This window comes from Spirillospora sp. NPDC000708 (genome assembly GCF_040299565.1).
In the GTDB taxonomy this organism is placed as follows: domain Bacteria; phylum Actinomycetota; class Actinomycetes; order Streptosporangiales; family Streptosporangiaceae; genus Spirillospora.
On sequence record NZ_JBEPCJ010000036.1, the window covers coordinates 1 to 23,059 of the forward strand.

22 protein-coding genes are annotated in these 23,059 nt (G+C 72.6%); 18 read left to right on the top strand and 4 right to left on the bottom strand.

Translation table 11 applies throughout. The features are described 5' to 3' along the window. The first annotated feature begins 263 nt into the window (after positions 1-263). The 9 genes from dop to ABT299_RS24695 all read left to right on the top strand — a co-directional run bounded on the left by dop (position 264) and on the right by ABT299_RS24695 (position 9,401). Positions 264-1,781 carry a depupylase/deamidase Dop gene (dop, locus tag ABT299_RS24655; protein WP_387018158.1) on the top strand — a complete coding sequence of 506 codons (1,518 nt, stop codon included), beginning with the start codon at positions 264-266 and terminating at the stop codon, positions 1,779-1,781. Between the two features lie 280 nt (positions 1,782-2,061). Beyond that, positions 2,062-2,271, top strand: a complete 210-nt coding sequence (locus tag ABT299_RS24660; RefSeq protein ID WP_067638008.1) for a ubiquitin-like protein Pup — start codon at positions 2,062-2,064, stop codon at positions 2,269-2,271. Positions 2,272-2,376: 105 nt separating this feature from the next. Further along, complete coding sequence (locus tag ABT299_RS24665; protein ID WP_500252122.1) at positions 2,377-3,522, top strand: endonuclease VII domain-containing protein; 1,146 nt, start codon at positions 2,377-2,379, stop codon at positions 3,520-3,522. Positions 3,523-3,761: 239 nt separating this feature from the next. Continuing rightward, positions 3,762-4,607 carry a proteasome subunit beta gene (prcB, locus tag ABT299_RS24670; protein ID WP_190857182.1) on the top strand — a complete coding sequence of 282 codons (846 nt, stop codon included), beginning with the start codon at positions 3,762-3,764 and terminating at the stop codon, positions 4,605-4,607. Positions 4,608-4,627: 20 nt separating this feature from the next. After that, positions 4,628-5,413, top strand: a complete 786-nt coding sequence (prcA, locus tag ABT299_RS24675) for a proteasome subunit alpha (protein WP_241755663.1) — start codon at positions 4,628-4,630, stop codon at positions 5,411-5,413. 160 nt (positions 5,414-5,573) lie between these two features. Next, on the top strand, positions 5,574-6,932 hold the full coding sequence (pafA, locus tag ABT299_RS24680; protein ID WP_151592999.1) for a Pup--protein ligase: 1,359 nt from the start codon (positions 5,574-5,576) through the stop codon (positions 6,930-6,932). Between the two features lie 176 nt (positions 6,933-7,108). Next, positions 7,109-8,017: an FKBP-type peptidyl-prolyl cis-trans isomerase gene (locus tag ABT299_RS24685; RefSeq protein ID WP_500252123.1), complete on the top strand. Its 909-nt coding sequence runs from the start codon at positions 7,109-7,111 to the stop codon at positions 8,015-8,017. A 98-nt stretch (positions 8,018-8,115) separates the two neighbouring features. Further along, positions 8,116-8,820: a helix-turn-helix transcriptional regulator gene (locus tag ABT299_RS24690; RefSeq protein WP_500252124.1), complete on the top strand. Its 705-nt coding sequence runs from the start codon at positions 8,116-8,118 to the stop codon at positions 8,818-8,820. Positions 8,821-8,852: 32 nt separating this feature from the next. After that, the gene (locus ABT299_RS24695; RefSeq protein WP_500252125.1) at positions 8,853-9,401 is read left to right on the top strand and encodes a DUF3291 domain-containing protein; all 549 of its coding nucleotides are present in this window, start codon (positions 8,853-8,855) and stop codon (positions 9,399-9,401) included. A 24-nt stretch (positions 9,402-9,425) separates the two neighbouring features. Here ABT299_RS24695 and ABT299_RS24700 read toward each other — a convergent pair whose 3' ends face one another. Continuing rightward, entirely contained in the window at positions 9,426-10,508 is a 1,083-nt protein-coding gene (locus ABT299_RS24700) for a DUF3866 family protein (protein WP_190857174.1), read from the bottom strand. Between the two features lie 127 nt (positions 10,509-10,635). On the opposite strand from ABT299_RS24700, the gene ABT299_RS24705 reads away from it, so the two are divergent. The 6 genes from ABT299_RS24705 to ABT299_RS24730 all read left to right on the top strand — a co-directional run bounded on the left by ABT299_RS24705 (position 10,636) and on the right by ABT299_RS24730 (position 17,130). Then, the gene (locus ABT299_RS24705) at positions 10,636-11,595 is read left to right on the top strand and encodes a WYL domain-containing protein (protein WP_190857172.1); all 960 of its coding nucleotides are present in this window, start codon (positions 10,636-10,638) and stop codon (positions 11,593-11,595) included. A gap of 8 nt (positions 11,596-11,603) precedes the next feature. Next, on the top strand, positions 11,604-12,638 hold the full coding sequence (locus tag ABT299_RS24710) for a helix-turn-helix transcriptional regulator (protein WP_500252126.1): 1,035 nt from the start codon (positions 11,604-11,606) through the stop codon (positions 12,636-12,638). 105 nt (positions 12,639-12,743) lie between these two features. Next, the gene (locus tag ABT299_RS24715) at positions 12,744-12,965 is read left to right on the top strand and encodes a hypothetical protein (protein WP_347256729.1); all 222 of its coding nucleotides are present in this window, start codon (positions 12,744-12,746) and stop codon (positions 12,963-12,965) included. 24 nt (positions 12,966-12,989) lie between these two features. Further along, positions 12,990-13,346, top strand: a complete 357-nt coding sequence (gene tatA / locus ABT299_RS24720; RefSeq protein WP_190857166.1) for a Sec-independent protein translocase subunit TatA — start codon at positions 12,990-12,992, stop codon at positions 13,344-13,346. An 88-nt stretch (positions 13,347-13,434) separates the two neighbouring features. Next, entirely contained in the window at positions 13,435-14,256 is an 822-nt protein-coding gene (gene tatC / locus ABT299_RS24725) for a twin-arginine translocase subunit TatC (protein ID WP_206699992.1), read from the top strand. Between the two features lie 108 nt (positions 14,257-14,364). Next, complete coding sequence (locus ABT299_RS24730) at positions 14,365-17,130, top strand: DEAD/DEAH box helicase (protein WP_190857162.1); 2,766 nt, start codon at positions 14,365-14,367, stop codon at positions 17,128-17,130. 44 nt (positions 17,131-17,174) lie between these two features. On the opposite strand, the gene ABT299_RS24735 is transcribed toward ABT299_RS24730, so the two are convergent. Further along, entirely contained in the window at positions 17,175-18,092 is a 918-nt protein-coding gene (locus ABT299_RS24735) for a hypothetical protein (protein WP_500252127.1), read from the bottom strand. A gap of 17 nt (positions 18,093-18,109) precedes the next feature. Further along, the gene (locus ABT299_RS24740; RefSeq protein ID WP_500252128.1) at positions 18,110-18,985 is read right to left on the bottom strand and encodes an oxygenase MpaB family protein; all 876 of its coding nucleotides are present in this window, start codon (positions 18,983-18,985) and stop codon (positions 18,110-18,112) included. 315 nt (positions 18,986-19,300) lie between these two features. Between ABT299_RS24740 and ABT299_RS24745 the strand changes: the two genes are divergently transcribed. Further along, positions 19,301-19,660, top strand: a complete 360-nt coding sequence (locus ABT299_RS24745; RefSeq protein WP_190857158.1) for a hypothetical protein — start codon at positions 19,301-19,303, stop codon at positions 19,658-19,660. Between the two features lie 149 nt (positions 19,661-19,809). On the opposite strand, the gene ABT299_RS24750 is transcribed toward ABT299_RS24745, so the two are convergent. After that, complete coding sequence (locus ABT299_RS24750) at positions 19,810-20,826, bottom strand: alpha/beta fold hydrolase (RefSeq protein ID WP_500252129.1); 1,017 nt, start codon at positions 20,824-20,826, stop codon at positions 19,810-19,812. Positions 20,827-21,049: 223 nt separating this feature from the next. Here ABT299_RS24750 and ABT299_RS24755 point away from each other — a divergent pair, with 223 nt between their 5' ends. After that, complete coding sequence (locus ABT299_RS24755) at positions 21,050-22,054, top strand: ABC transporter ATP-binding protein (protein WP_387018192.1); 1,005 nt, start codon at positions 21,050-21,052, stop codon at positions 22,052-22,054. After that, complete coding sequence (locus ABT299_RS24760) at positions 22,051-22,893, top strand: ABC transporter permease family protein (RefSeq protein ID WP_190857151.1); 843 nt, start codon at positions 22,051-22,053, stop codon at positions 22,891-22,893. The genes ABT299_RS24755 and ABT299_RS24760 overlap by 4 nt, the downstream gene beginning before the upstream one ends. Positions 22,894-23,059 lie beyond the last annotated feature (166 nt).

A 23,059-nucleotide genomic window follows, 5' to 3' on the forward strand; every position in this document is an offset into this window, starting at 1 on the left:
TGCGTCAGCAGGGGCTGATCGAGACCCGGCGCGGCCGCGGCGGCGGCAGCTTCGTGGGGGGGCCCGGGGGGGCGGGGGGGCGCCCGGGGGGGGGGCCGCCCCGGGGGGCGCCGGGGGGGGGGGGGCCCGCCGGGCCCGGGGGGGCCCCCCCCCCCCCGGGGCGGCCGCCGCCTGCCGTTCCACACCCCGCCAACCACCCCGACACGCCCCGGGAAAGACCGGCCCCATGGCTCCACCCTCCCGGCCCCGATAGGCTCGACGATATGAGTGTTCGGCGGGTGATGGGCATCGAGACCGAGTACGGCATCTCCGTACCCGGGCAGCCAGGGGCCAACGCGATGGTGACCTCCAGCCAGGTCGTCAACGCCTACCTCGCGGCATCGGCCGCACGGGCCCGCAGGGCCCGCTGGGACTTCGAAGAGGAGAACCCCCTCCGCGACGCCCGCGGCTTCGACCTCGCCCGCGAGGTCGCCGACCCCACCCAGCTCACCGACGAGGACCTCGGCCTCGCCAACATCATCCTCACCAACGGCGCCCGGCTCTACGTCGACCACGCCCACCCCGAGTACTCCGCGCCCGAATGCACCAACCCCCGGGACGCCGTCATCTGGGACAAGGCCGGCGAACGCGTCATGGCCGACGCCGCCGCCCGCGCCGCCATGGTCCCCGGCACCCACCCCATCCAGCTCTACAAGAACAACACCGACAACAAGGGCGCCTCCTACGGCTGCCATGAGAACTACCTCATGCGCCGCGAGACCCCCTTCGCCGACATCGTCCGGCACCTCACCCCCTTCTTCGTCTCCCGCCAGGTCGTCTGCGGCGCCGGCCGCGTCGGCATCGGCGTCGACGGACGCGGCGACGGCTTCCAGATCAGCCAGCGCGCCGACTTCTTCGAAGTCGAGGTCGGCCTCGAGACCACCCTCAAGCGCCCCATCATCAACACCCGGGACGAACCCCACGCCGACCCCGAGAAGTACCGGCGCCTGCACGTCATCATCGGCGACGCCAACATGGCCGAGCTGTCCACCTACCTCAAGCTCGGCACCACCTCCCTCGTCCTCGCCATGATCGAGGACGGCTTCCTCACCGTCGACCTGTCCGTCGACATGCCCGTCGCCGCCCTGCGCGCCGTCTCCCACGACCCGTCCTGCAAGCACCTGCTCACCCTCCGCGACGGCCGCAAGATGACCGCCGTCCAGCTCCAGATGGAGTACCTCGAGCAGTCCCGCAAGTACGTCGAGGACCGCTACGGCGCCGACGTCGACGAGATGACCAAGGACGTCCTGGACCGCTGGGAGTCCGTCCTGCACCGCCTCGGCGACGACCCCATGCAGCTGTCCCGCGAGCTCGACTGGGTCGCCAAGCTCGCCCTCCTCGAGGGCTACCGCAGCCGTGACGGCATCGACTGGTCCCACCCCCGCCTCCAGCTCGTCGACCTCCAGTACGCCGACATCCGGCCCGACAAGGGCCTCTACAACCGCCTGGCGTCCCGCGACCGCGTCGAGCACCTCATCACCGAGGACGAGGTCGAGCACGCCATCGACGACCCGCCCGAGGACACCCGCGCCTACTTCCGCGGCCGCTGCCTGCGGCAGTACGCCGACTCCGTGGCGGCCGCCTCCTGGGACTCGGTCATCTTCGACGTCCCCGGCCGCGAGTCGCTCCAGCGCGTCCCGACCCTGGAGCCGCTCCGCGGCACCAAGCAGCACGTGGGGGCCCTGCTGGACCGCTGCCGCACCGCCGCCGAGCTGGTGGCCACGCTGACCGGCCAGAGCTGAGCAGAGCCCCTCCGAGGGGCTGACACGCGGGCGCCGTCCGGATCTTGGACGGCGCCCGTTGGATAGTGCGACTATCGAGCGGCGTCCCCGTGCTGACCTGCGGTGACGGGCGATGTCGCGGTTTCGTGACCGCTTTGCCTGTTTCACGGGTCTGCGGACGGGCGATAACCGGATCAGGCCCCCGACGCCTAGAGCGATCGGACGAAACGGACCATAAGATCCGCTCGTCTACGAAGATCGGAGATAGGGTCGGGGTACCGGCAAGAAGCGGAGGTACGGAATGGCCACGAAGGACACCGGCGGTCAGAAGCAGACCACCCGGCGCACGGAAGAGGTCGAGGAGACCGAGGCCACGACCACCGAAGACGTCCAGGAGCGGCAGGAGAAGCTCACCGACGACGTCGATTCCATTCTGGACGAAATTGACGAAGTTCTCGAAGAGAACGCAGAGGAATTCGTAAGGGGTTTCGTGCAAAAGGGCGGTCAGTGAATAAAACGGACATGTCGCCCACGGTGCGAAGTCGGTAATTCTTCGGACGAGCAAATATTCGAATACTCGATTCAAAGGCATGGGCGGGCAGGTAATGTCTCGCCCATGTCTCATAAGAAGTGTCGCGACTGCGGCAGGACAAAGCCCGCCACGGACTTCTTCAAGCGGGCCGCGTCCGCGGACGGCCTCGCCCTGTACTGCAGGGAGTGCTTCGGCCTGCGAAATGCGGCTTCGAAGCGCAGGAAGCAGGAGCGTCTCGGGAAGACGATGCGGCCTTATCGCAGGCGCCGCAAGGACCCCGACGGGACGAAATACTGCCCTCGGTGCGAAACGGTCAAGGACGTCGACGAGTTCGGGAGCAACCGCTCTCGAAAGTCCGGTCTCTCCACCTACTGCAAGCCCTGCCACAATCAGGTGATCGCCGAGCACAAGAGGGAGAAGCACGGCGGCCAGCGCAACTACATGCTCAAGCTCCGCTATGGGGTGACCGAGCAGGAGGTGGAGCGGATGGTCGCCGAGCAGGGCGGCGTCTGCGTCATCTGCCTCCGGGCGCCGGCGAAGCACGTCGACCACAGCCATCTCACGGGCCTGGTCCGCCGGATCCTCTGCTTCAAGTGCAACGGCGGGCTCGGCCAGTTCCACGACGACCCCGCCGTGCTCCGCCTGGCGGCGGACTACCTCGAGTTGCGCGGCTCACATGCGCGGCGGATGCGGATCGAGATCGGCGCTCCGGTCTTCGGAGGGCCTGATCGTGTCCGGTGGGACCCCTTCTGGCGGACGCGCGGGGACAGCTCGCAGTCGGCGCGGCACTACCACCTGCGGCAGAAGTACGGGATCAACGACGAGGACGCCAAGTGGCTCCTGAAGCTGCAGGTCGGCCTCTGCGCCATCTGCGCCGACCAACCGGCGAAGCACGTCGACCATGACCACGGCACGGGGATGGTGCGTGGGCTCGCGTGTTCGGGCTGCAACACGGGCATGGGGCAGCTGCGCGACGACCCCATCGCCCTTCGTCGGGCTGCGGACTATGTGGAGGGGCGGCTCGTGCGGACGGTTCCCACGGCGGACGGCGGGACGCGGTTGTCGTTGACGGTGCCGGACGTCGATCCCACGACGGTGCCGAAGGGCGGCTGGAAGGAGCTCTGGGAGGAGGACGGCAGGTTCCGCAAGGAGACGCTGCCGTTCGACGAGGAGCTCGACATGCCGACGTGGGTCGGGTCGGACGAGGACGGCGCGTTCGTCTACTCCTGACCGCCCCAGGGGTCGCCCCAGGAGTACGGAGCGGGGGCGACACGCGCGCACGGCCGGGTTGCCGTGCGCGCGCGTTATGTGCGGGTGGACGGGCTTTCGCGGGGAAGGTTCGCCGTGGGCTTACGTGGTGGTGGATCACGCGGCATGCGCCGGGTGAGGGTTGAACAGTAGGGTCGTAGGAGTCTGCGCCGGTGGGGTATGCGAGGGTCACCGGCGCCTGGTGGAGGGAAGGGAGTCGCGTGGCGTCCCACGATTCGCACACCGGACGTCTGCCGGGGCTGTTCACGAGCCCGGATACGTCTTCGTTCACGGAGTTCCTGGGGGTGTACTCGCCGGAGTTGCTGCCGGGTCGGCGCACGGTGCCGGCGTCGCCGGTGGGGGATGAGATCCCGCATGGGACGACGATCGTCGCGGTGAGCTTCCCCGGCGGGGTGGTGATGGCGGGGGACCGGCGGGCGACGGCGGGGAACGTGATCGCGCAGCGGGACATCGAGAAGGTGTTCCGGGCGGACGAGTTCTCGGCGATCGCGATCGCGGGGACGGCCGGGATCGGGATCGAGATGGTCCGGCTGTTCCAGGTGGAGCTGGAGCATTACGAGAAGCGCGAGGGCCGGACGCTGTCGGTGGAGGGCAAGGCGAACCGGCTGGCGACGATGGTGCGGCAGAACCTGGCGATGGCGATGCAGGGGCTGGCGGTGGTGCCGCTGTTCGCGGGCTATGACGAGGAGCGGGACGGGGGGCGGATCTTCTCCTACGATCCGGCGGGCGGCCGGTACGAGGAGCGGGACTTCCACTCGATCGGTTCGGGGTCGGTGTTCGCGCGGGGTGCGCTGAAGAAGCTGTACCGGGCGGATCTGTCGGCGGAGGACGCGGCGCTGGCGTGCGTGCAGGCGCTGTACGACGCGGCCGACGACGATTCGGCGACGGGCGGCCCCGATCTGACGCGTCGGATCTTCCCGGTGGTGGCGTCGGTGACGTCGGAGGGGTACCGCCGGCTGGGTGAGGACGAGGTGGGCGCGTTGGCGCAGGCCGTCGTGGATGGACGTTACGACTCGCCGGGCGGTCCGACCGCCCCGCTGCGATAGAAGGGATCCGACCGGTGTCCATGCCGTTCTATGTGTCGCCCGAACAGCAGATGAAGGACAAGGCGGACTATGCGCGCAAGGGGATCGCGCGTGGCCGCAGTGTCGTGGTGCTGCAGTACGACGACGGCATCCTGTTCGTGGCGGACAATCCGTCGCGTGCGCTGCACAAGATCAGTGAGATCTATGACCGGATCGCGTTCGCGGCGGTGGGGAAGTACAACGAGTTCGAGAATCTGCGGCTGGGCGGGGTCCGGTACGCGGACATCAACGGGTACCAGTACGACCGTCGTGATGTGACGGCACGGGGTCTGGCGAACGTGTACGCGCAGTCGCTGGGGACGATCTTCACGGAGACGAACAAGCCGTACGAGGTGGAGTTGGTCGTCGCGGAGGTGGGCGAGGACGCGGACACGGACCAGATCTACCGGCTGACGTTCGACGGGTCGGTGGCGGACGAGCACGGTTATGTGGCGATGGGGGGTCAGACGGAGTCGGTCGCGCAGGCGCTGAAGGACGGCTACGAGGAGGGGGCGTCGCTGGAGGTGGCGCTGCGGACGGCGGTGCGGGCTCTGGAGGCGCAGGACTCGGATCGGCGGCTGGAGGCGAAGTCGCTGGAGGTGGCGGTGCTGGACCGGAACCGGGAGCACCGGTTGTTCCGGCGGTTGCCGGCGCGGCGGATCGAGGAGTTGCTGGCGGCGGGTGACGGCGGTTCGGGTTCGGGGTCGCCGGGGGTGTCGTCGGCGGGCAAGGCGGGGCCGTCGGTGGACGATGTGGACGATGTGGTGGAGGACGGCGGGGAGGACTGACGCGCTGTCGGCGGCGCCGGGGGATTGTGGCGCCGGGGTGAGTTTGGCCCGTCGTGGCCGGGTGGTGTGGTGCCGTCCGGCCGCGGCGGGTTTGTTTCGTGGGGGAAACGGTGGGCTTTTGAGACTGCCAAGTCGGGGCCGGGCCGCATAGGGTCTTGGTGTGGACAGGCGCATCTTCGGGCTTGAGAACGAGTACGGCGTCACTTGCACCTTCCGCGGTCAGCGGCGGTTGTCACCGGACGAGGTGGCGCGCTATCTGTTCCGCAGGGTGGTGTCCTGGGGCCGGAGCAGCAACGTGTTCCTGCGCAATGGTGCGCGGCTCTATCTGGATGTGGGGAGCCATCCGGAGTACGCGACGCCGGAGTGCGACAGCGTCGTGGATCTGGTGACGCATGACAAGGCGGGGGAGCGGATCCTGGAGGGTCTGCTGGTGGATGCGGAGCGGCGGTTGCGCGAGGAGGGCATCGCCGGTGACATCTACCTGTTCAAGAACAACACGGATTCGGCGGGGAACTCCTACGGCTGCCACGAGAACTACCTGGTGGGGCGGCATGGCGAGTTCGGGCGGCTCGCGGACGTGCTGATCCCGTACCTGGTGACGCGGCAGATCATCTGTGGTGCGGGGAAGGTGCTGCAGACGCCGCGGGGTGCGGTGTACTGCGTGTCGCAGCGGGCGGAGCACATCTGGGAGGGCGTGTCGTCGGCGACGACGCGGTCGCGTCCGATCATCAATACGCGGGATGAGCCGCATGCGGACGCGGAGCGGTTCCGGCGGCTGCATGTGATCGTCGGTGACTCGAACATGAGCGAGGCGACGATGCTGCTGAAGGTCGGGGCGACCGACCTGGTGCTGCGGATGGTGGAGGCGGGGGTGGTGATGCGTGATCTGACGCTGGAGAACCCGATCCGGGCGATCCGGGAGGTCAGTCACGACATGACGGGGCGGCGGAAGGTGCGGTTGGCGAACGGGCGCGAGGCGAGTTCGCTGGAGATCCAGAAGGAGTACTTCGGGAAGGCGCGGGACTTCGTGGACTCGCGGGGCGGGGACGCGACGGCGAAGCGGGTGCTGGATCTGTGGGAGCGGACGCTGCGGGCGGTGGAGACGGGCGATCTGGATCTGGTGTCGCGGGAGATCGACTGGGTGATGAAGTACAAGCTGATCGAGCGGTACCGGCGGAAGTACGATCTGCCGTTGTCGTCGCCGCGGGTGGCTCAGCTGGATCTGACGTATCACGATGTGCATCGTGATCGGGGGTTGTACTACCTGCTGGAGAAGCGGGGGTCGGTGGAGCGGGTGTCGCGGGATCTGGACATCTTCGAGGCGAAGTCGGTGCCGCCGCAGACGACGCGGGCGCGGCTGCGGGGGGAGTTCATCCGGAAGGCGCAGGAGAAGCGGCGTGATTTCACGGTGGACTGGGTGCATCTGAAGTTGAACGATCAGGCGCAGCGGACGGTGCTGTGCAAGGATCCGTTCCGGTCGGTGGACGAGCGGGTGGACAAGCTGATCGCGGGGATGTGACGCCGGTTCCGGGGGCCGTCGCGGGGGCGGCGGCGTCCGGGGCGGGTGGTGCCGGTGCGACTCGCGTGGTGTGGGCTACCGGCTGGTCACTTGGGGGGTAGGGTGAGCGCGCAGCAGCGCTCATCACCCCTCGAAGGACCCGTATGCGCCGTCGTGTTCTCCGTCGTGTCGTCGCTTTGCCCGCTGTCGCCGTGGTGGCCGTGCCGCTGGTGGCGGGGTGTTCGTCCGGTTCGGACGTGAAGGTGTCGGTGAAGGGCGCGTTCGGGCGTCTGCCGGAGGTGTCGTTCCCGAAGGGCGGTCCGGACGGGTCGCTGGCGGTGAAGACGCTGAAGGAGGGGAAGGGGACGGCGGCCCGCAAGGGTGATCTGGTGATGGCGGACTATGTGGGGTACCGCTGGAACAAGTCGGGGAAGAAGCTGCTGGCGAGCAGTTATGCGGAGGGGCGTCCGGGGTTCTTCTCGACGTGGCAGCTGGTGCCGGGTCTGGTGAAGGCGTTGGAGGGGGCGCGGGCGGGGTCGCGGGTGGTGGCGCGGATTCCGCCGAAGGACGGGTTCGGGGCGGCGGGTGACGCGCGGCATCAGGTGGGGTCGGGGGACACGCTGGTGTACGTGCTGGACGTGCTGGGGGTGTATTCGGGGAAGGCGGGGCCGCACGGGGTGAAGCAGGCGCCGTTGGACGATCCGTCGTTGCCGAGGGTGTCGGACGCGCCGGCGGGGCAGGCGCCGGTGGTGACGGTGCCGAAGGCGGCGGCGCCGAAGAGGTTGCAGGTGCGGACGCTGGTGCGGGGGGATGGGCCGGTGCTGCGGAAGGGGCAGCTGCTGGCGACGCAGTACGCGGGGTATTTCTGGCGTGATGGGCGGGTGTTCAATTCGTCGTGGTCGGCGGGGCATCCGTTCGGTGTGGTGGTGGGGACGGGTCAGGTGATGAAGGGCTGGGATCAGGCGTTGCTGGGGCAGCGGGTGGGGAGCCGGTTGCTGCTGGTGGTGCCGCCGTCGCTGGGGTACGGGTCGAAGGGGTTGGCGCAGTACGGGATCCGGGGGTCGGACACGCTGGTGTTCGTGGTGGATCTGCTGGGCGCGCATTGATCTGAGTTCGTTGGTCGGCCGTCGCCGGGGGCTTGTCTTCTCCGGCGGCGGCCGTCGGCGTTTCTATGGTCTATCCGCGCTGTTCTTAGAATGGCGGGGTGGAGGACATCGAGGCGGTGGCGCTGCTGCAGGATCCGGTGCGGCGGCGGTTGTACGAGTTCGTGGTGGGCCGGGGCCGCGAGGTGGGGCGGAACGAGGCGGCGGAGGCCGCGGGGGTGGGGCGGACGCTGGCGGCGTTCCATCTGGACAAGCTGGTGGACGGGGGGCTGCTGGAGGCGGGGAGCCGGCGGTTGTCGGGGCGTTCGGGGCCGGGGGCGGGGCGTCCGGCGAAGGTGTACCGGCGGTCGGCGGTGGAGCGCGGGGTGTCGTTGCCCGCGCGGGATTACGGGACGGCGGCGGGTCTGCTGGCGGAGGCGGCGGAGCGGGCGGGGCTGGATCGGGAGGTGCGGGAGGCGGCGCGGCGTGAGGGTGCGGCGCTGGCGGCCGGGGCGCCGTGCGGTGATCTGGACGCGTTGGCGAAGGTGCTGGAGGAGCGCGGGTACGAGCCGGTCCTCGAGGACGCCGAGGACGCCGAGGACGGCGGGGCCGCCGAGCGCGGCGGTGAGGGCGGTGGGGCGGTGCTACGGATGCGCAATTGCCCGTTCCACGCGGTGGCGGAGCGGTTCCCGCCGCTGGTGTGCGGGATGAACCTGGCGCTGCTGGAGGGGCTGGTGGAGGGCTCGGAGGGGGTGCGGGTGCGGATGGACGCGCGGCCGGGGTGGTGCTGCGTGGTGGCCGAACCCTCTAAAAACAATGAGGATTGACATAGAAGCGGCGGGCGTGGTGGAGTGACGCCATGACCGCTCAAGAGGATCTTCGCGCCGGCTTCCACCTCGCCCAGTTCAACGTGGGCACGCTCCGGTACCCGCTCGACGACCCGCGGACCGCGGACTTCGTGGCGATGCTCGACCCGGTGAACGCGCTCGCCGACGGCGCCCCGGGGTTCGTGTGGCGGCTGGTCGAGGAGGGGCGGGCGGACGCCACGGGGATGCGCCCCGCCGGCGAGGACGTGATCATCAACTACTCGGTGTGGGAGTCGCAGGAGGCCCTGTGGGACTTCGTCTACCGCACCGCGCACCTGGAGACGCTGCGGCGGCGCCGCGAGTGGTTCCGGCGCCACGTCGAGGCGCACATGGTGCTGTGGTGGATCCCGGCGGGGTACGTCCCGACGGTGGAGGAGGCGCTGGAGCGGCTGGACCTGCTGCGCGCGCAGGGGCCGTCGCCCCGCGCGTTCACGTTCTCGTCGTCGTACACGGCCGAGGAGGCCGCGGCGCACGAGGCCGCTGAGGCGACGGCGGGCCCTGAGGAGAAGGGGGCCGCGGGCGCGGAGCCGGCGGTGCTGTGAGGGCGTCCGCCGGCCCCGCGGCGGTCAGCCGAGGAGGGCGGCGGTGTGGCGGCCGGCGGCGGCGGCCGTGAGGAAGTAGGCGAGGTCCTCGTCGAGGCGGCGGCCCATGGTGGACAGGCGGACGCCCCAGTCCTTCTCCGCGGCCCTGAGCGTGTCGTGGAGGCCGTCGACGGGGACGGGGACGAGGGCGTGGCGGTCGCCGAGCGGGGCGGCCTCGGCCGCGACGCGGGCGCCGAACGCGCCGCCGAGTTCCGGGACGGGGACGTCGGCGCGGGCGAGGGCGACGCGGCCGTAGGCGGTGAGGGAGTGGTGGGAGACGCCGATGTGGCGTTCCCGCTTGTCGCCCTCGCTGACCCGCAGGGACGCGACGGGCCGTCCGTCCAGGATGGAGGCGGCGTTGACGGCCTCGCCCGCCGAGACGCCGGAGAAGCCCCATTTCGTGCCGGTGCCGAGGTTGCCGGGGCCCTGGGCGAGGACGACGGCGTCGGCGTCCAGGACCAGCCGGGCCGCGAGGAGGCCGGTGTGGACGGTGACGGCCTCCAGGTCGCCGCCGAACGCCTGCCCCGCGGTGACGGTGGCGGCGAGGGCGCCGGCGTCCTTGAGGCGGGCGATGGACATGGAGAACCAGGACGGCAGCGCGCCGCCGTCCGGCATGAGGTAGACGATCCGGGCGCCGGGGCGCGCGGCGAGCAGGCCGGCGAGGATCGGCGCGAGCGCGGAGTGCAGGTCGGCGACGACGACGGGCATGCCGCCGAGGGAGTCGGCGTCGCGGAGCGTCTCGTGGTGCGGGGAGTCCTGCTCGTCGGCGCCGAGGACGGTGGCCTGCAGGGGCGTGTAGCGGGCCTTGACGAGGTGGCCGGGGCCGGTCGGGTCGGGCGGGAGCCGGTCGGGGACGGCGACGACCATGGCGTAGCCGCCGGTGCCGAGGCCCAGCGCCAAGGCCGTAGTGTTGAGCAGGACGGTGTCGCCGGGTTCGGGGCGTCCGACCAGGTCGGGGTAGGCCAGTGCGCGGTGCGCGCCGTCGTCCCCGATCACGACGTCGAGTTCGACCGCCCCCGGCCATTCGCGGCGGATGCCCTCTACTGTGCCTTTGCGCCATCGGATCACACCGGGAAACGGTAGCGTCCTGGGCGACGGGCGGGGGCGTGATCGGGCCGTCGGCCCGGCCGGGGCCGCCGGAGGTCGCGGAGCGGAGGGGCGGAGCGGAGGCTCCGCGGAAGGGGTTGGTGGCGAAGTGTCGCGGCGCAAGACCGAGCGCCTGCTGAATCTGGTGGTCTGCCTGCTCGCCACCCGGCGCTATCTGACCGCCGAGCAGATCCGGCGGGCGGTGCCGGGCTACCCGGACTCCGACGAGGCGTTCAAGCGGATGTTCGAGCGCGACAAGGAGGAGTTGCGCGAGCTGGGCGTGCCGCTGGAGGTGGGCAGCGACCAGCAGGGCGGCGGCGGCGAGGAGATCGGGTACCGGATCCCGCCGCAGGCCTACGAGCTGCCCGACATCCATCTGACGCCGGACGAGGCGGCGGTGCTGGGGCTGGCGGCGCGGGTGTGGCAGCGCGCGAGCATGGCGGAGGCCGCCTCCGGCGCCCTGCTGAAGCTGCGGGCGGCCGGGGTGGAGACGGACGTGGCCACGGCGGTGGGGGTGGAGCCGCGGGTGAACACCGGCGATCCGGCGTTCCCGGCGCTGTGGGAGGCGGTCCGCGACGGCCGTCCGGTGGCGTTCGACTACCAGGGGATCGGCCGGACGTCGGTGGCGCGGCGGCACCTGGAGCCGTGGGGCGTGGTGTCGCGGCGGGGCCGCTGGTACGTGGTGGGGTTCGACCGGGACCGCGACGAGGAGCGGGTGTTCCGGCTGAGCCGCATCGTCGGCGAGGTGGCGCCGGACGGCCCGGACGGGTCGGTGACCGTCCCGGACGGGGTGGACGTGCGGAAGATCGCGTTCGACTGGGGCGACCCGGTGACCGAGCCGCGGCCGGCGACGGTGCGGCTGCGGGCCGGCGCGGCGCAGGGGCCGCGGCGGTGGGCGCGGGACGTGCGCCCGGTGGGGGACGGGGAGTGGGACGAGGCCGTCCTGACCTTCCGTGACGTGGAGCGGTTCGCGCCGTACCTGGCGCGGTTCGCCGATGACGTGGTGGTGCTGGATCCGCCGGACCTGCGGGAGGCGGTCATCCAGCAGCTGAAGTCGGTGCTGGGGTGAGCGGGGCGATGAACGCGAGGACGGGCAAGGCGCCGGTGAAAGCGCCGGTGAAGGCCGCGAAGGCGCCGGCGACGACGTCGACGGACCGGCTGGCGCGGCTGCTGGCGCTGGTGCCGTACGTGGTGAACCGGGACTCGGTGCTGCTCGGCGAGGCGGCGGCGGCGTTCGGGGTGACCGAGAAGCAGCTGATCGACGACCTGAACCTGCTGTGGTGCGTGGAGCTGCGCGCGCCGGACCCGTACTGCCCGATCGACCTGTCCTACGAGGGCGGGGAGATCACGGTGGCGGAGGCGGAGTCGATCGCGCGGCCGCTGCGGCTGAAGGTGGACGAGGCGTCGGCGCTGCTGGTGGCGCTGCGGATGCTGGCGGGCATCCCGGACCTGCACGACCGGGACGCGCTGTCGCGGGTGATCGCGAAGCTGGAGTCGGCGGCGGGCGCCGCGGCGGCGGTGTCGAGCAAGGTGGCCGTGGAGGTCGACGCGCGGGGCGGGTCGGCGGACTCGGCGCGCACGGGCCTCGGGACGCTGCGGGACGCGATCGCGCAGGGCCGCCGCGTCCATCTGCGGTACTACGTGCCGGCGCGGGACGAGAACACCGAGCGGGACGTGGACCCGATGCGGCTGCTGGTGGTGGAGGGCAACACCTACCTGGAGGGGTGGTGCCGCCGCGCGGAGGCGGTGCGGCTGTTCAAGCTGGACCGGATCTTCGATCTGACGGTGCTGGACGTGCCGGCGGAGGTGCCCGAGGAGGCGGAGCCGATCGACGTGGACGCCGGGCTGTTCCGGCCGTCGCCGCAGGACGTGGCGGTGACGCTGGAGCTGACGGCGCGCGGCCGGTGGGTGGCCGACTACTACCCGTGCGAGAGCGTGGAGGAGCTCGGGGAGGGGCGGCTGCGGGTGGTGCTGCGCACGCCGGACACGCGGTGGGTGCGGGGTCTTGCGCTGCGGCTGGGCGACCAGGGCCGGGTGGTGTCGCCGGAGGCGCTGGCCGAGGACGTCCGCGACGACGCGTCCCGCGCGCTGGCGCTGTACGGGATGGCGTGACCGTCCGCGCTTCCGCGAGCCCCGGGCCTCGGCGGGTGCGGGCGATGGCGCGCTCGGGCCGTGCCGGTGGGGCGCCGCGCCGGGAGATCGGCTACCGTGGCGGGCGTGTCGTGGGTTGGAGTGTCGGTGTCGCTGGGCTTCGTCGGCCTGGCCGTGCTCGCCTGGTGCGCGTTCCGCGTGTACCTGGGCGTTCGGCGGTTCGGGCGTGAACTGGAGCGCACCAGGCGGCGGCTGGCGCCCAAACAGTCGGCGTTGCGCGATGAACTGTCCGAACTCCAGGACGCACGAGTGCCACAAGCGCCCCAGGACGGCGTACGATCGTCCTGAGGACCCCTGCTGAAGAGGATTGTCATGGCTGGACTGGGTACGCCCGAGATTCTGATCATTCTGGTGGTCGTACTGCTGCTGTTCGGATCGGCGAAGCTCCCCCAGCTCGCCCGGTCGCTGGGCAAGTCGGCGCGGATCCTGAAGGCCGAGACCAAGGGCCTGCACGACGACGGTTCCGAGGACGCCAAGGACGCCCCGGCCGCCGCCGAGCCGTCGTCGGAAGCGCGGGACAAGGCGGCGCGGCTGCGCGAGGAGGCGGCGCGGCTGGAGCGCGAGGCGGCCGCCGCCGAGGGCGGGCAGCGCAGCCGGGGCGCGCTGGCGTCCGGTGAGCCGATCGAGGGCGTGCCGGTGTCGGACCCGGGCCGGATGCGCCAGGGCTGACCAGCCCGACCAGGTCGCACACCCCCAGCCGAACCGAGCCCGAAAGCCCGTCATGAAGCCCAGGCAGAACACCGCGCCCGACGGCCGCATGCCGCTCATGGAACACCTGCGTGAGCTGCGCAACCGGTTGATCAAGGCGATTCTCGGGCTCGTGGCCGGGGGGATCGTCGCGTGGCTGCTGTTCGACCCGATCTGGAAGTTCCTGCAGAAGCCCTACACGCGGATCCCGCAGGAGCACTGCCTGGGCGGCGAGTGCGACCTGGTGGTCCACGGGATCTTCGACGGGTTCTTCGTGCACCTGAAGGTCGCGCTGATCGTCGGCGCGGTGCTGTCGTCGCCGATCTGGCTGTACCAGATCTGGGCGTTCGTGGCGCCGGGGCTGTACAAGCGGGAGCGCCGCTGGACGTACACGTTCATGGGCGCGGCGGTCCCGCTGTTCCTCGCGGGCGCCGCGCTGGCGTACCTGACGATGGACAAGGGCCTGAAGATCTTCATCGGGCTCGCGCCGGGCGACACCAAGGTGCTGGTCGGCATCCAGGACTACCTGGGGTACGCCCAGGCGATGCTGCTGATCTTCGGTCTGACGTTCGAGCTGCCGCTGTTCGTGGTGATGCTGAACCTGGCCGGGGTCCTCACCCACGAGCGGATCCGCAAGTCGCGGCGGCTGATCGTGTTCGGGGTGTTCGTGTTCGCGGCGGTCGCCACGCCCAGCCAGGACCCGTTCACGATGCTGGCGCTGGCGGTGCCGACGGTGGTGCTGTTCGAGATCGCCGAGGTGCTGGCGTTCTTCCACGACCGCCGCAAGGTCCGCAGGCCCGATCCCGACGCGGAGCTGTCCGACGACGAGGCGTCGCCCCTGGACCTGGAGGCGATCGACGCGGAGTTGGAGGGCGGCGGCCGCGCCCGCTGACCGTCTCCCGGCCCTGCGCGGCCCGTTGCGCGTGCGTCTTCGAGGGACGCGTGGGAAAAGGCGTCCCGAATTGGGAAACGGGCCGGTCGAAACCGTAGGCTCGATGTCATGACCTCCCCCGACACCGCGCAGGCCGCGGACAGCCCGGCCGGGCGGTACGCGGCCTACCGCGCGCGCACCGCAGGGAACGGCCCTGCCCTGCTGGACTTCCGCACCCTGTACGACTTCGAGCTGGACGCGTTCCAGATCGAGGCGTGCCGGGCGCTGGAGGGCGGCAGCGGCGTGCTGGTCGCGGCGCCCACCGGTTCCGGCAAGACCGTCGTCGGGGAGTTCGCGGTCCACCTGGCGCTCACCGGCGGCACCAAGTGCTTCTACACCACGCCGATCAAGGCGCTGTCGAACCAGAAGTACGCCGACCTCGTCCGCCGCTACGGCCCGGAGAAGGTGGGGCTGCTCACCGGCGACAACAGCGTCAACGGCGAGGCGCCGATCGTGGTGATGACCACGGAGGTGCTGCGGAACATGCTGTACGCGCAGTCGCCGACCCTGGCGGGGCTGGCGTTCGTGGTGATGGACGAGGTGCACTACCTCGCCGACCGGTTCCGCGGCGCCGTCTGGGAAGAGGTGATCATCCACGTTCCGGACTCGGTGCGGATCGTGGCGCTGTCGGCGACGGTGTCCAACGCCGAGGAGTTCGGCGAGTGGCTGCACGAGGTCCGCGGCGACACCGCGGTGATCGTGGACGAGCACCGGCCCGTCCCGCTGTTCCAGCACATGCTGGTGGGGACGCGGCTGTACGACCTGTTCGTCGACACCGGCAAGGGCAAGGACCGGCAGGCCCGGCTGAACCCGCAGCTGACGCGGATGGCGGTGGAGGAGGTCCGGCGCGCCAAGGTCAACCAGGGGCGCCGCACCGGCCGCCGCCGGGCGCCGCGCCCGCAGCGGTTCCGGCCGCCGGCCCGCCCCGACGTGATCGAGCGGCTGGACCGGGCGGGGCTGCTGCCGGCGATCACGTTCATCTTCAGCCGCGCCGGCTGCGACGCGGCGGTGCTGCAGTGCCTGCACGCGGGGATCCGGCTGACCTCCAAGGAGGAGGCCGAGGAGATCCGCGCGCACGTGGAGCTGCGCACCTCCGACATCTCGCCGGAGGACCTGCGGATCCTCGGCTACGGCGACTTCCTGGAGGCGCTGCAGCGGGGCGTCGCCGCGCACCACGCGGGGATGCTGCCGACGTTCAAGGAGATCGTCGAGGAGCTGTTCACCCGCGGGCTGATCAAGGCGGTGTTCGCGACGGAGACGCTCGCGCTCGGCATCAACATGCCGGCCCGCACCGTGGTGATCGAGAAGCTCGACAAGTGGAACGGCGAGGCGCACGTCGACCTGACGCCGGGGGAGTACACGCAGCTGACGGGCCGGGCCGGGCGCCGCGGCATCGACGTGGAGGGCCACGCCGTGGTGGTGTGGGGCCCGAGCGTGGAGCCGGCGTCGGTCGCGGGCCTCGCCGGCACCCGCACCTACCCGCTGAACTCCAGCTTCCGGCCGTCGTACAACATGGCGGTGAACCTGGTCGGCGCGGTCGGGATCGAGCGGGCCCGGACGCTGCTGGAGGAGTCGTTCGCGCAGTTCCAGGCCGACCGGGCCGTGGTGGGCCTGGCGCGGCAGGTCCGCAAGAACGAGGAGGCGCTGGAGGGGTACGCCAAGGCCGCCGAATGCCATCTCGGCGACTTCATGGAGTACGCGGCGATGCGGCGGCGGCTGTCGGACCGGGAGGCGGAGCTGTCCCGGGAGCGGTCGTCGGCGCGGCGCGCGGAGGCCGCGAAGTCGCTGGAGCACCTGCGGCCCGGCGACGTGATCCTGGTGCCGTCGGGGCGGCGGTCGGGCCTCGCCGTCGTCCTGGACCCGGGCGTGGGGCGCCGCTCCGACGGGCCCGCGCCGCTGGTGCTGACGGTGAACCGGTCGGTGCAGCGGCTGTCCATCCAGGACTTCCCGCGGGCGGTGGAGCCCGTCGACCGGATCCGCATCCCGAAGTCGTTCAGCCCCCGCAACCCGCAGGACCGCCGCGACCTGGCGTCCACGCTGCGCAACAAGGTGCCCGACGACGTGCGGGAGCGGCGCCGCACCCGCGGTGACGCCGCCGCCGACGACGCCGAGATCGCCCGGCTGCGTGCCGACCTGCGCGCCCATCCCGTGCACGGCTGCGACAAGCGCGAGGACCACGCCCGCTGGGCCGAGCGGTACCACCGCCTCGACCGGGAGACCGAGCAGCTGCGGCGCCGCGTCGAAGGCCGCTCCCAGGTGATCGCCCGGACGTTCGACCGGGTCTGCGCCGTCCTGCAGCAGCTCGGCTACCTCGACGGCGACGACGTCACCGCCGAGGGCCGCCGCCTCGGCCGGATCTACAACGAACTGGACCTGCTGACCGCGGAGAGCCTGCGCGCCGGGCTGTGGGACAAGCTCGACCACGCCGAGCTCGCCGCGTGCGTGTCGGCGCTGGTGTACGAGTCGCGGCAGCCCGACGACGCGGCGCCGCCGCGCACCCCGACGGGCCCGTCGCAGGACGCGCTGGCGGCGATGGTGCGGCTGTGGGGCGAGCTGGAGGCCGTCGAGCGCGACAACCGGGTGTCGTTCCTGCGCGAGCCGGACCTGGGGTTCGCGTGGACGGCGTACCGGTGGGCGAAGGGCGACGAGCTCGACGAGGTGCTGCTGGAGAGCGACCTGACCGCCGGCGACTTCGTCCGCGCGGTCAAGCAGCTGCTGGACCTGCTCGGGCAGGTCGTCGACGCCGCGCCGGAGAACTCGCACCTGCGCAAGACGGCGCGCCGCGCGATGGACGCGATGCGCCGCGGGGTCGTCGCGTACACCTCCGTCGGCTGATCGGGGCGCGGCTGATCGGGGGCGGCTGATCGGGAGGCGGCGGGTCAGGCGTCCTGCTCGGCGGGGAGCGCGAGGTCGGCGGCGACGACGGCGGCGAACGCGCCCCGCGCGATGATCGCGACCCAGAGGACGGGGACGATCGCGGCGAGCGCGACCCAGCCGAGCCCGTCGACCAGAGCCGACGTCAGCACCGCGACGATCGCCGCGCCGGCGCCGACGAACCCGGCGACGAGCGCGGCGCGCAGCGGGCCGGGGCCGTCGGCGCCGGCGTCGGTCAGCCCGAACTGGTGCAGCACGCCCATGATCAGGCCGAGCGCGCCGAGCGCGAGGGCGCCGGTGGCGTAGAGGGCGGCGGCGAGGCCGGAGGTGAGGAAGTCCGCGACGTGGCCGCTGATCGCGCCGAGGTCCCGGGTGTTCAGGAACGGCGGGAACGCCCGGTAGTCGGCCCGGTCGGTGGACAGGAACCGCTTCCAGCCGTCGCCGTCCGGGCCGTGCACGACCGCCAGGAACATCAGCAGGTTCGCCAGGATCACCTGGCAGGCCGCCCACCGGATCCGCCCGGCGACCAGGAGGCCGCGGGTGATCAGGAAGCCGGCGGCGGTCAGTGCGGCCTCGCCAGCGGCCAGGGCCGTCAGGGCGCCGTGCGAGAGGTGCGAGGCCTGCTGCAGCGTCGCCCACTGCGGGTGCGTCGCCGTGACGAACAGGCTCGTCGGGACGAAGATCAGCAGGCTGTAGGCCATCGCGAGGGCGAAGTGGCGGCCTCCGGTGGCGCCCTCGACGCGCGGCGCCCGGCCCGGCACCGGCTCGGCGGCGTCCCCGGCCGGTGCGTCCGGTGGGTTCGGGGCGTCCGGGGCGGCGGCCGCGGTCGCGCGGCGGGCGCCGCGGAGCTGGTGCGCGGCGGCCAGCGCGATGCCGGCGCCCGCCGCGTAGGACCAGGGCAGGTCGGCGTAGATGCCCAGCATCGGCGGTCTCTGGAGGGTCAGGGGCGGCCGCGCCGGCGGCGGTCGCGGCGGCTGGCGAGGGTGCGGTCGACGCGGTGCCGGGCCAGCCGGACCAGCAGCGGCCGCGGCGGGCGCCGCAGGAACGCCGGGGTGAGGTGGTGCAGGTCGGTGGCGGTGCGCAGCACCAGGTCGGCGGCGCGGCGCCGGTTGTGGGTCCAGGGCAGCCCGTACTGGTCGCGCAGCGCCTCCGGCAGCAGCGCGGTCGTGACGAGGCGGAACACCGCGAGCGCGGGCGCGAGGGCGCGCAGCTTGCGCGGGTACAGCACGGCGGCGGCGACCTCGCGGGCGGTGTCGGTGACCTCCAGCGACGCCACCGTCTCGGCCATGTAGGCGCGGAACGCCGCCAGGTCGGGCGGCTGGGCGTCCAGGGGGCAGCCGAGGACCTCCGCGACGATCCGCGCCTGCCGGTAGTACTCCTCGGCGAGGTCGGGCTCGCCGTCGCCGGGCCGCATGACGTGCTCGTAGATGTACAGGGCGGAGTCGATGAGGGTGGCGTTCACCCACAACTGCAGGTCCGGGTCGTTGCCCGAGTAGCCCTCGCCGCGGACGGCGGTGTGGACGCCGCGGACCTTCGCGGCGATCCGCCCGACCTGCTCGGGCGTCCCGAACGTGGTGACGAGCAGGAAGTCCAGGGTGCCGAACAGCCGGGCGAGGGGCCGCTCGGCGAAGTCGCTGTGCTCGGCGACGCCCCGCGCGACCGCCGGGTGCGCCAGCTGCATGAGCAGGGCGCGGCCGGCGCCGAGGCCGACCAGCGGCTCGGCGGCGAGGGTGCGCAGCACGTCCCGGTCGGCGAGCCGCTCGGCGAGCAGGCCGCCGGAGGGCACCGGCGCGGACGAGGCGCGGGGGGTGGTCACGGGGCCTCCCGGGGTCGGCGGCCTGTTCCTCCCGCCATCCTCCCGCAATTATTGGCAGGGCGTCAATAAACCCGGTCGCGGCGCGGGCGGCGGCGGCCGCGGGTCGCCGCCGCCGGTCCGGCGCGTCTGCCCGGCCCGACCTGTATGGATTCGTCGCTGCAAATTGCGTCAAGACACGAAAAGACGCACTACGTCGGGGCGGTGGTGGCACAATCAAGGCCTCTGACAACCCCCGAGGGCAGTGGGACCGCCGGTGCGGCGCCGTGACGGCGGCCGCCGGGCCGCCCACGCGCTCCGCGAGAAAGGTCCCCACCCGTGGCCATCCGCGACAAGATGCGCGCCAACGCGGCCCACGTCCTGCAGCCGGGCGAGAACGTCCAGGCCGTCTTCGGAGCGCAGACGACCAGCCAGTACTTCGCCCTGCTGTCGTACTGGATCATCCTGTTCACCAACGCCTACCGGGTCGTGGTGGTCACCGACCGGCGCATCCTGGTGTGCCGGTCCGGGCGGCTGCGCATGACGCCGGTCAACGAGGTGCTGCGCGAGCTTCCCCGCCACACCCGGATCGGCCCGCCCTCCGGCCTGTGGTGGCGCTGCGACTCGCTCGGCGAGCGCCTCTACGTGCACAAGCGGTTCCACAAGGACATCAACGCCGCCGACGGCGTCGCCGCCTGACCCCCGAGACCGCCACGGCCCGGGGGGCACCCCCCCCCCCCCGGGGGGGGCGCCCGCCGCCGTGTCGGGACGCCACCGTGCCGGGACGTGCCGGACGCCGCCGTGTCGAACACCCGCTGTGCCGGATGCCGTCTCGGGCGTTCCCGGGGTCAGGGCGCCGTCGCCAGGATCCCGTCCGCCACCTGCCGGGGATGCGACACCAGCGACAGATGGTGCGCGCCCGGGATGATCACGGGGGAGGGGGCGCCGATCCGCCGCGCCGTCTCGAACGGCGACCGGCGCGAGAACACGTCGTCGTCCGCCCCGAACACCACCGCCTTCGGCACCCGCACCCGGCTCAGTTCCGCCACCCGGCCCGCGGGAAGCCCCACCACCGCCTGCATGTTCCACAGCGCGTCCTCCGCGCCCGGCATCTGGAACGGGCGCCGCCACTGCTCCACGCCCGCCTCGTCCAGGCGCGGGCAGGACGGCCCGCACTGCGCCCGGTAGAGCGTCCGGATCGCCCAGTCCGACCGGACGACCAGCCGGGTCACCGTCGTCCGGTACGGGTCGCGCAGCACGAACCGCAGCTTGTCGGAGCCGGAGCCGGCACCGGTGTCGAGGGCGTCGCCGTCCAGGAACACCAGCCCGGACACCCGCCCCGGCTCCCGCAGCGCCGCCGCCACGATCACCCCGGCGCCGCTGGAGTGCCCCACCAGCGTCGCCCGGTCCAGGTGCATCGCGTCCAGGAAGCCGAGCAGCTGGGCGGCCTGGTGCGCGGCGTCGAACGGGCCGCGCCGCTCGCTGTACCCCCAGCCGGTCAGGTCCAGCGCGTACACGCGGTGCCGGGCGGCCAGCAGCGGCGCGGCCGACGCCCACGTGTCGGCGGACTCGAACGCGCCGTGCACCAGCACCACCGGCGTCCCGCTCGTCCCCCATGCCCGGTAGCGGGTCCGGACCCCGTCCGCCTCGGTGAACAGCGCTCCGGCCGGGGGCTTCGCCCGGCCCGCCGTCGCCGCGTTGTAGGCGAAGGAGAACACGGTGACCGCCGCCAGCAGCACCACCGCGGCGATCAGCAGCCGCCGCCCCCACCTGCGCAGCCGCGGACGGCGGCGCCCGGCGGGCTCCGGCGCCGGCGCGGCGGACGCGCCGGGCGGCGGCGCGGGCGGATCGGTCACAGCGGTCATCACTCCTCCAGGGGGTCCTGATCATCCTCCCCGGAACGGGCCCGCTCAGGCGTCCGGCGCCGGGAGTGACCACGGCTGCTCCCCGCGCGGTACGCGGGCCCCGCCCGCCGCCCCCGATGCCCTACCAGGGGTGGAGGCGCATCGGCTCACGGGAGGATCCGCGCGGGCCGTCCCCCGCGCTAGTGTGATCCCGATCACTGGAACCGACCCCCGGGACGCGCGCATGATCGAGGCGGAGCACCTCACCAAGCGCTACGGCGACAAGACCGCCGTGGACGACCTGTCCTTCACCGTCGTCCCCGGACGGGTGACGGGATTCCTCGGCCCCAACGGCGCCGGGAAGTCGACGACCATGCGGCTGCTGCTCGGCCTGGACCGGCCCACCCGCGGCGACGCCCGCATCGCCGGCCGCCACTACCGCGACCTCCCCGCCCCGATGCGGGTGGTCGGCGCGCTGCTGGAGGCCCGCGCCGTGCACACCGGCCGAAGCGCCTACAACCACCTGCTGTGCCTGGCGCAGACGCAGGGCATCGGGCGCCGCCGCGTCGACGAGGTCGCCGACCTCGTCGGCCTCACCGACGTCGCCCGCAAGCGCGCCGGCGGGTTCTCCCTCGGCATGGGGCAGCGGCTCGGGATCGCGGCCGCGCTCCTCGGCGACCCGTCCGTGCTGATCCTGGACGAGCCCGTCAACGGCCTGGACCCCGAGGGCATCGTCTGGATCCGCACCCTCATGCAGCGGCTCGCCGCGCAGGGCCGCACCGTGTTCGTCTCCAGCCACCTGATGAACGAGATGGCCGTCACCGCCGACCACCTCATCGTCATCGGCCGCGGCCGGCTCATCGCCGACTGCTCCACCGAGGAGTTCATCGAGCGCAGCACCGAGAAGATGGTGATCGTCCGCAGCCCGGACGCGGCCCGGCTCGCCGGTGTGCTCGCCGCCGAGGGCGCCAAGGTCGCCCCGGACGGCGACACCGTCCTCACCGTCACCCACATGGAGGCGCCCCGCGTCGGGGAACTGGCCGCCGCCGAGGGCGCCGTCCTGCACGAGCTGACGCCGCGCCGCGGCTCCCTCGAGGCGGCGTTCATGGAACTGACCCGCGACAGCGTCGAGTACGGCGCCGCCGCCGGACCGGACGCGCCGGCCGTCCCGCCGCCGTCGCCGCCGGGCGGCGCCGGCGCCGCGCCCGCGGAGGGCACCGCGCCCGCAGAGCAGGGGGAGAAGCGATGACCGCCGCCGACGCGCCCGCCCGCAAGCCCGCGAGCGACCCCGGCTCGTTCGCCCGTCCCGGGTTCGGCCGCCTGATGCTCGCCGAATGGACCAAGATCCGCTCGGTGCGCTCCACGCTGTGGTCGCTCGTCCTGCTGGTGGTGCTCGACCTCGGCTTCACCGCGCTGTTCGTGGGCCTCACGGTCGGGCAGTGGGACAAGGCCGACGCCGGCGACCGCGCGCGGGTCGTCGCCGACCCGGTCGGCACCATCCTCGGCAGCGGCTTCTCGCTGAGCCAGCTGACCGTCTGCGTCCTCGGCGTGCTGGTGATCGCCTCCGAGTACTCCACCGGCATGATCCGCGCCAGCCTGCTCGCGGTGCCCCGGCGGCTGCCGATGCTCTGGGCCAAGGCCACCGTGTTCGCGCTGATCGTGCTGGTCTTCGGCCTCGTGGTGTCGTTCGTGTCGTTCTTCATCGGCGCGGCGATCCTGCACGGCAAGGCGCCGGTGGCGATCGGCGACCCCGGCGTCCTGCGCGCCGTCATCGGCGGCGGCCTCTACCTGGCGATGCTCGGGCTGTTCGCCCTCGCGGTCGGTGCGATCGTCCGGCACCCCGCCGGCGGTATCACCGGCGTGATCGCGTTCGTGCTGGTGCTCGCGCCGCTGGCCCAGCTGCTGCCCGGCAGCATCGGCGACCACGTGCACGCCTACCTGCCCTCCGAGGCGGGCCACCTGATCGCCCAGGCGCACCAGGGCAAGGACGACCTGCTGACCCCGTGGCAGGGCTACGGGGTGTTCGCCGCCTGGACCGCCGCGCTGATGGCCGTCGCGGCGTTCCTGCTCAGGCGCCGCGACGCCTGACCCCGCGCGGCCCTGGACCCGGGCGGCCGACCGCCCGGGTCCAGAGCCGCGCGGCACCACCCCACGTTCCCCGCCCGACCACCCGCCATCGCCGGGTCAGATCCGGCCGCGCCCGCCACGGCGGTCAACGGGGCGATCGGCGTCATCGCGGCCGGTAGCGGGTGCG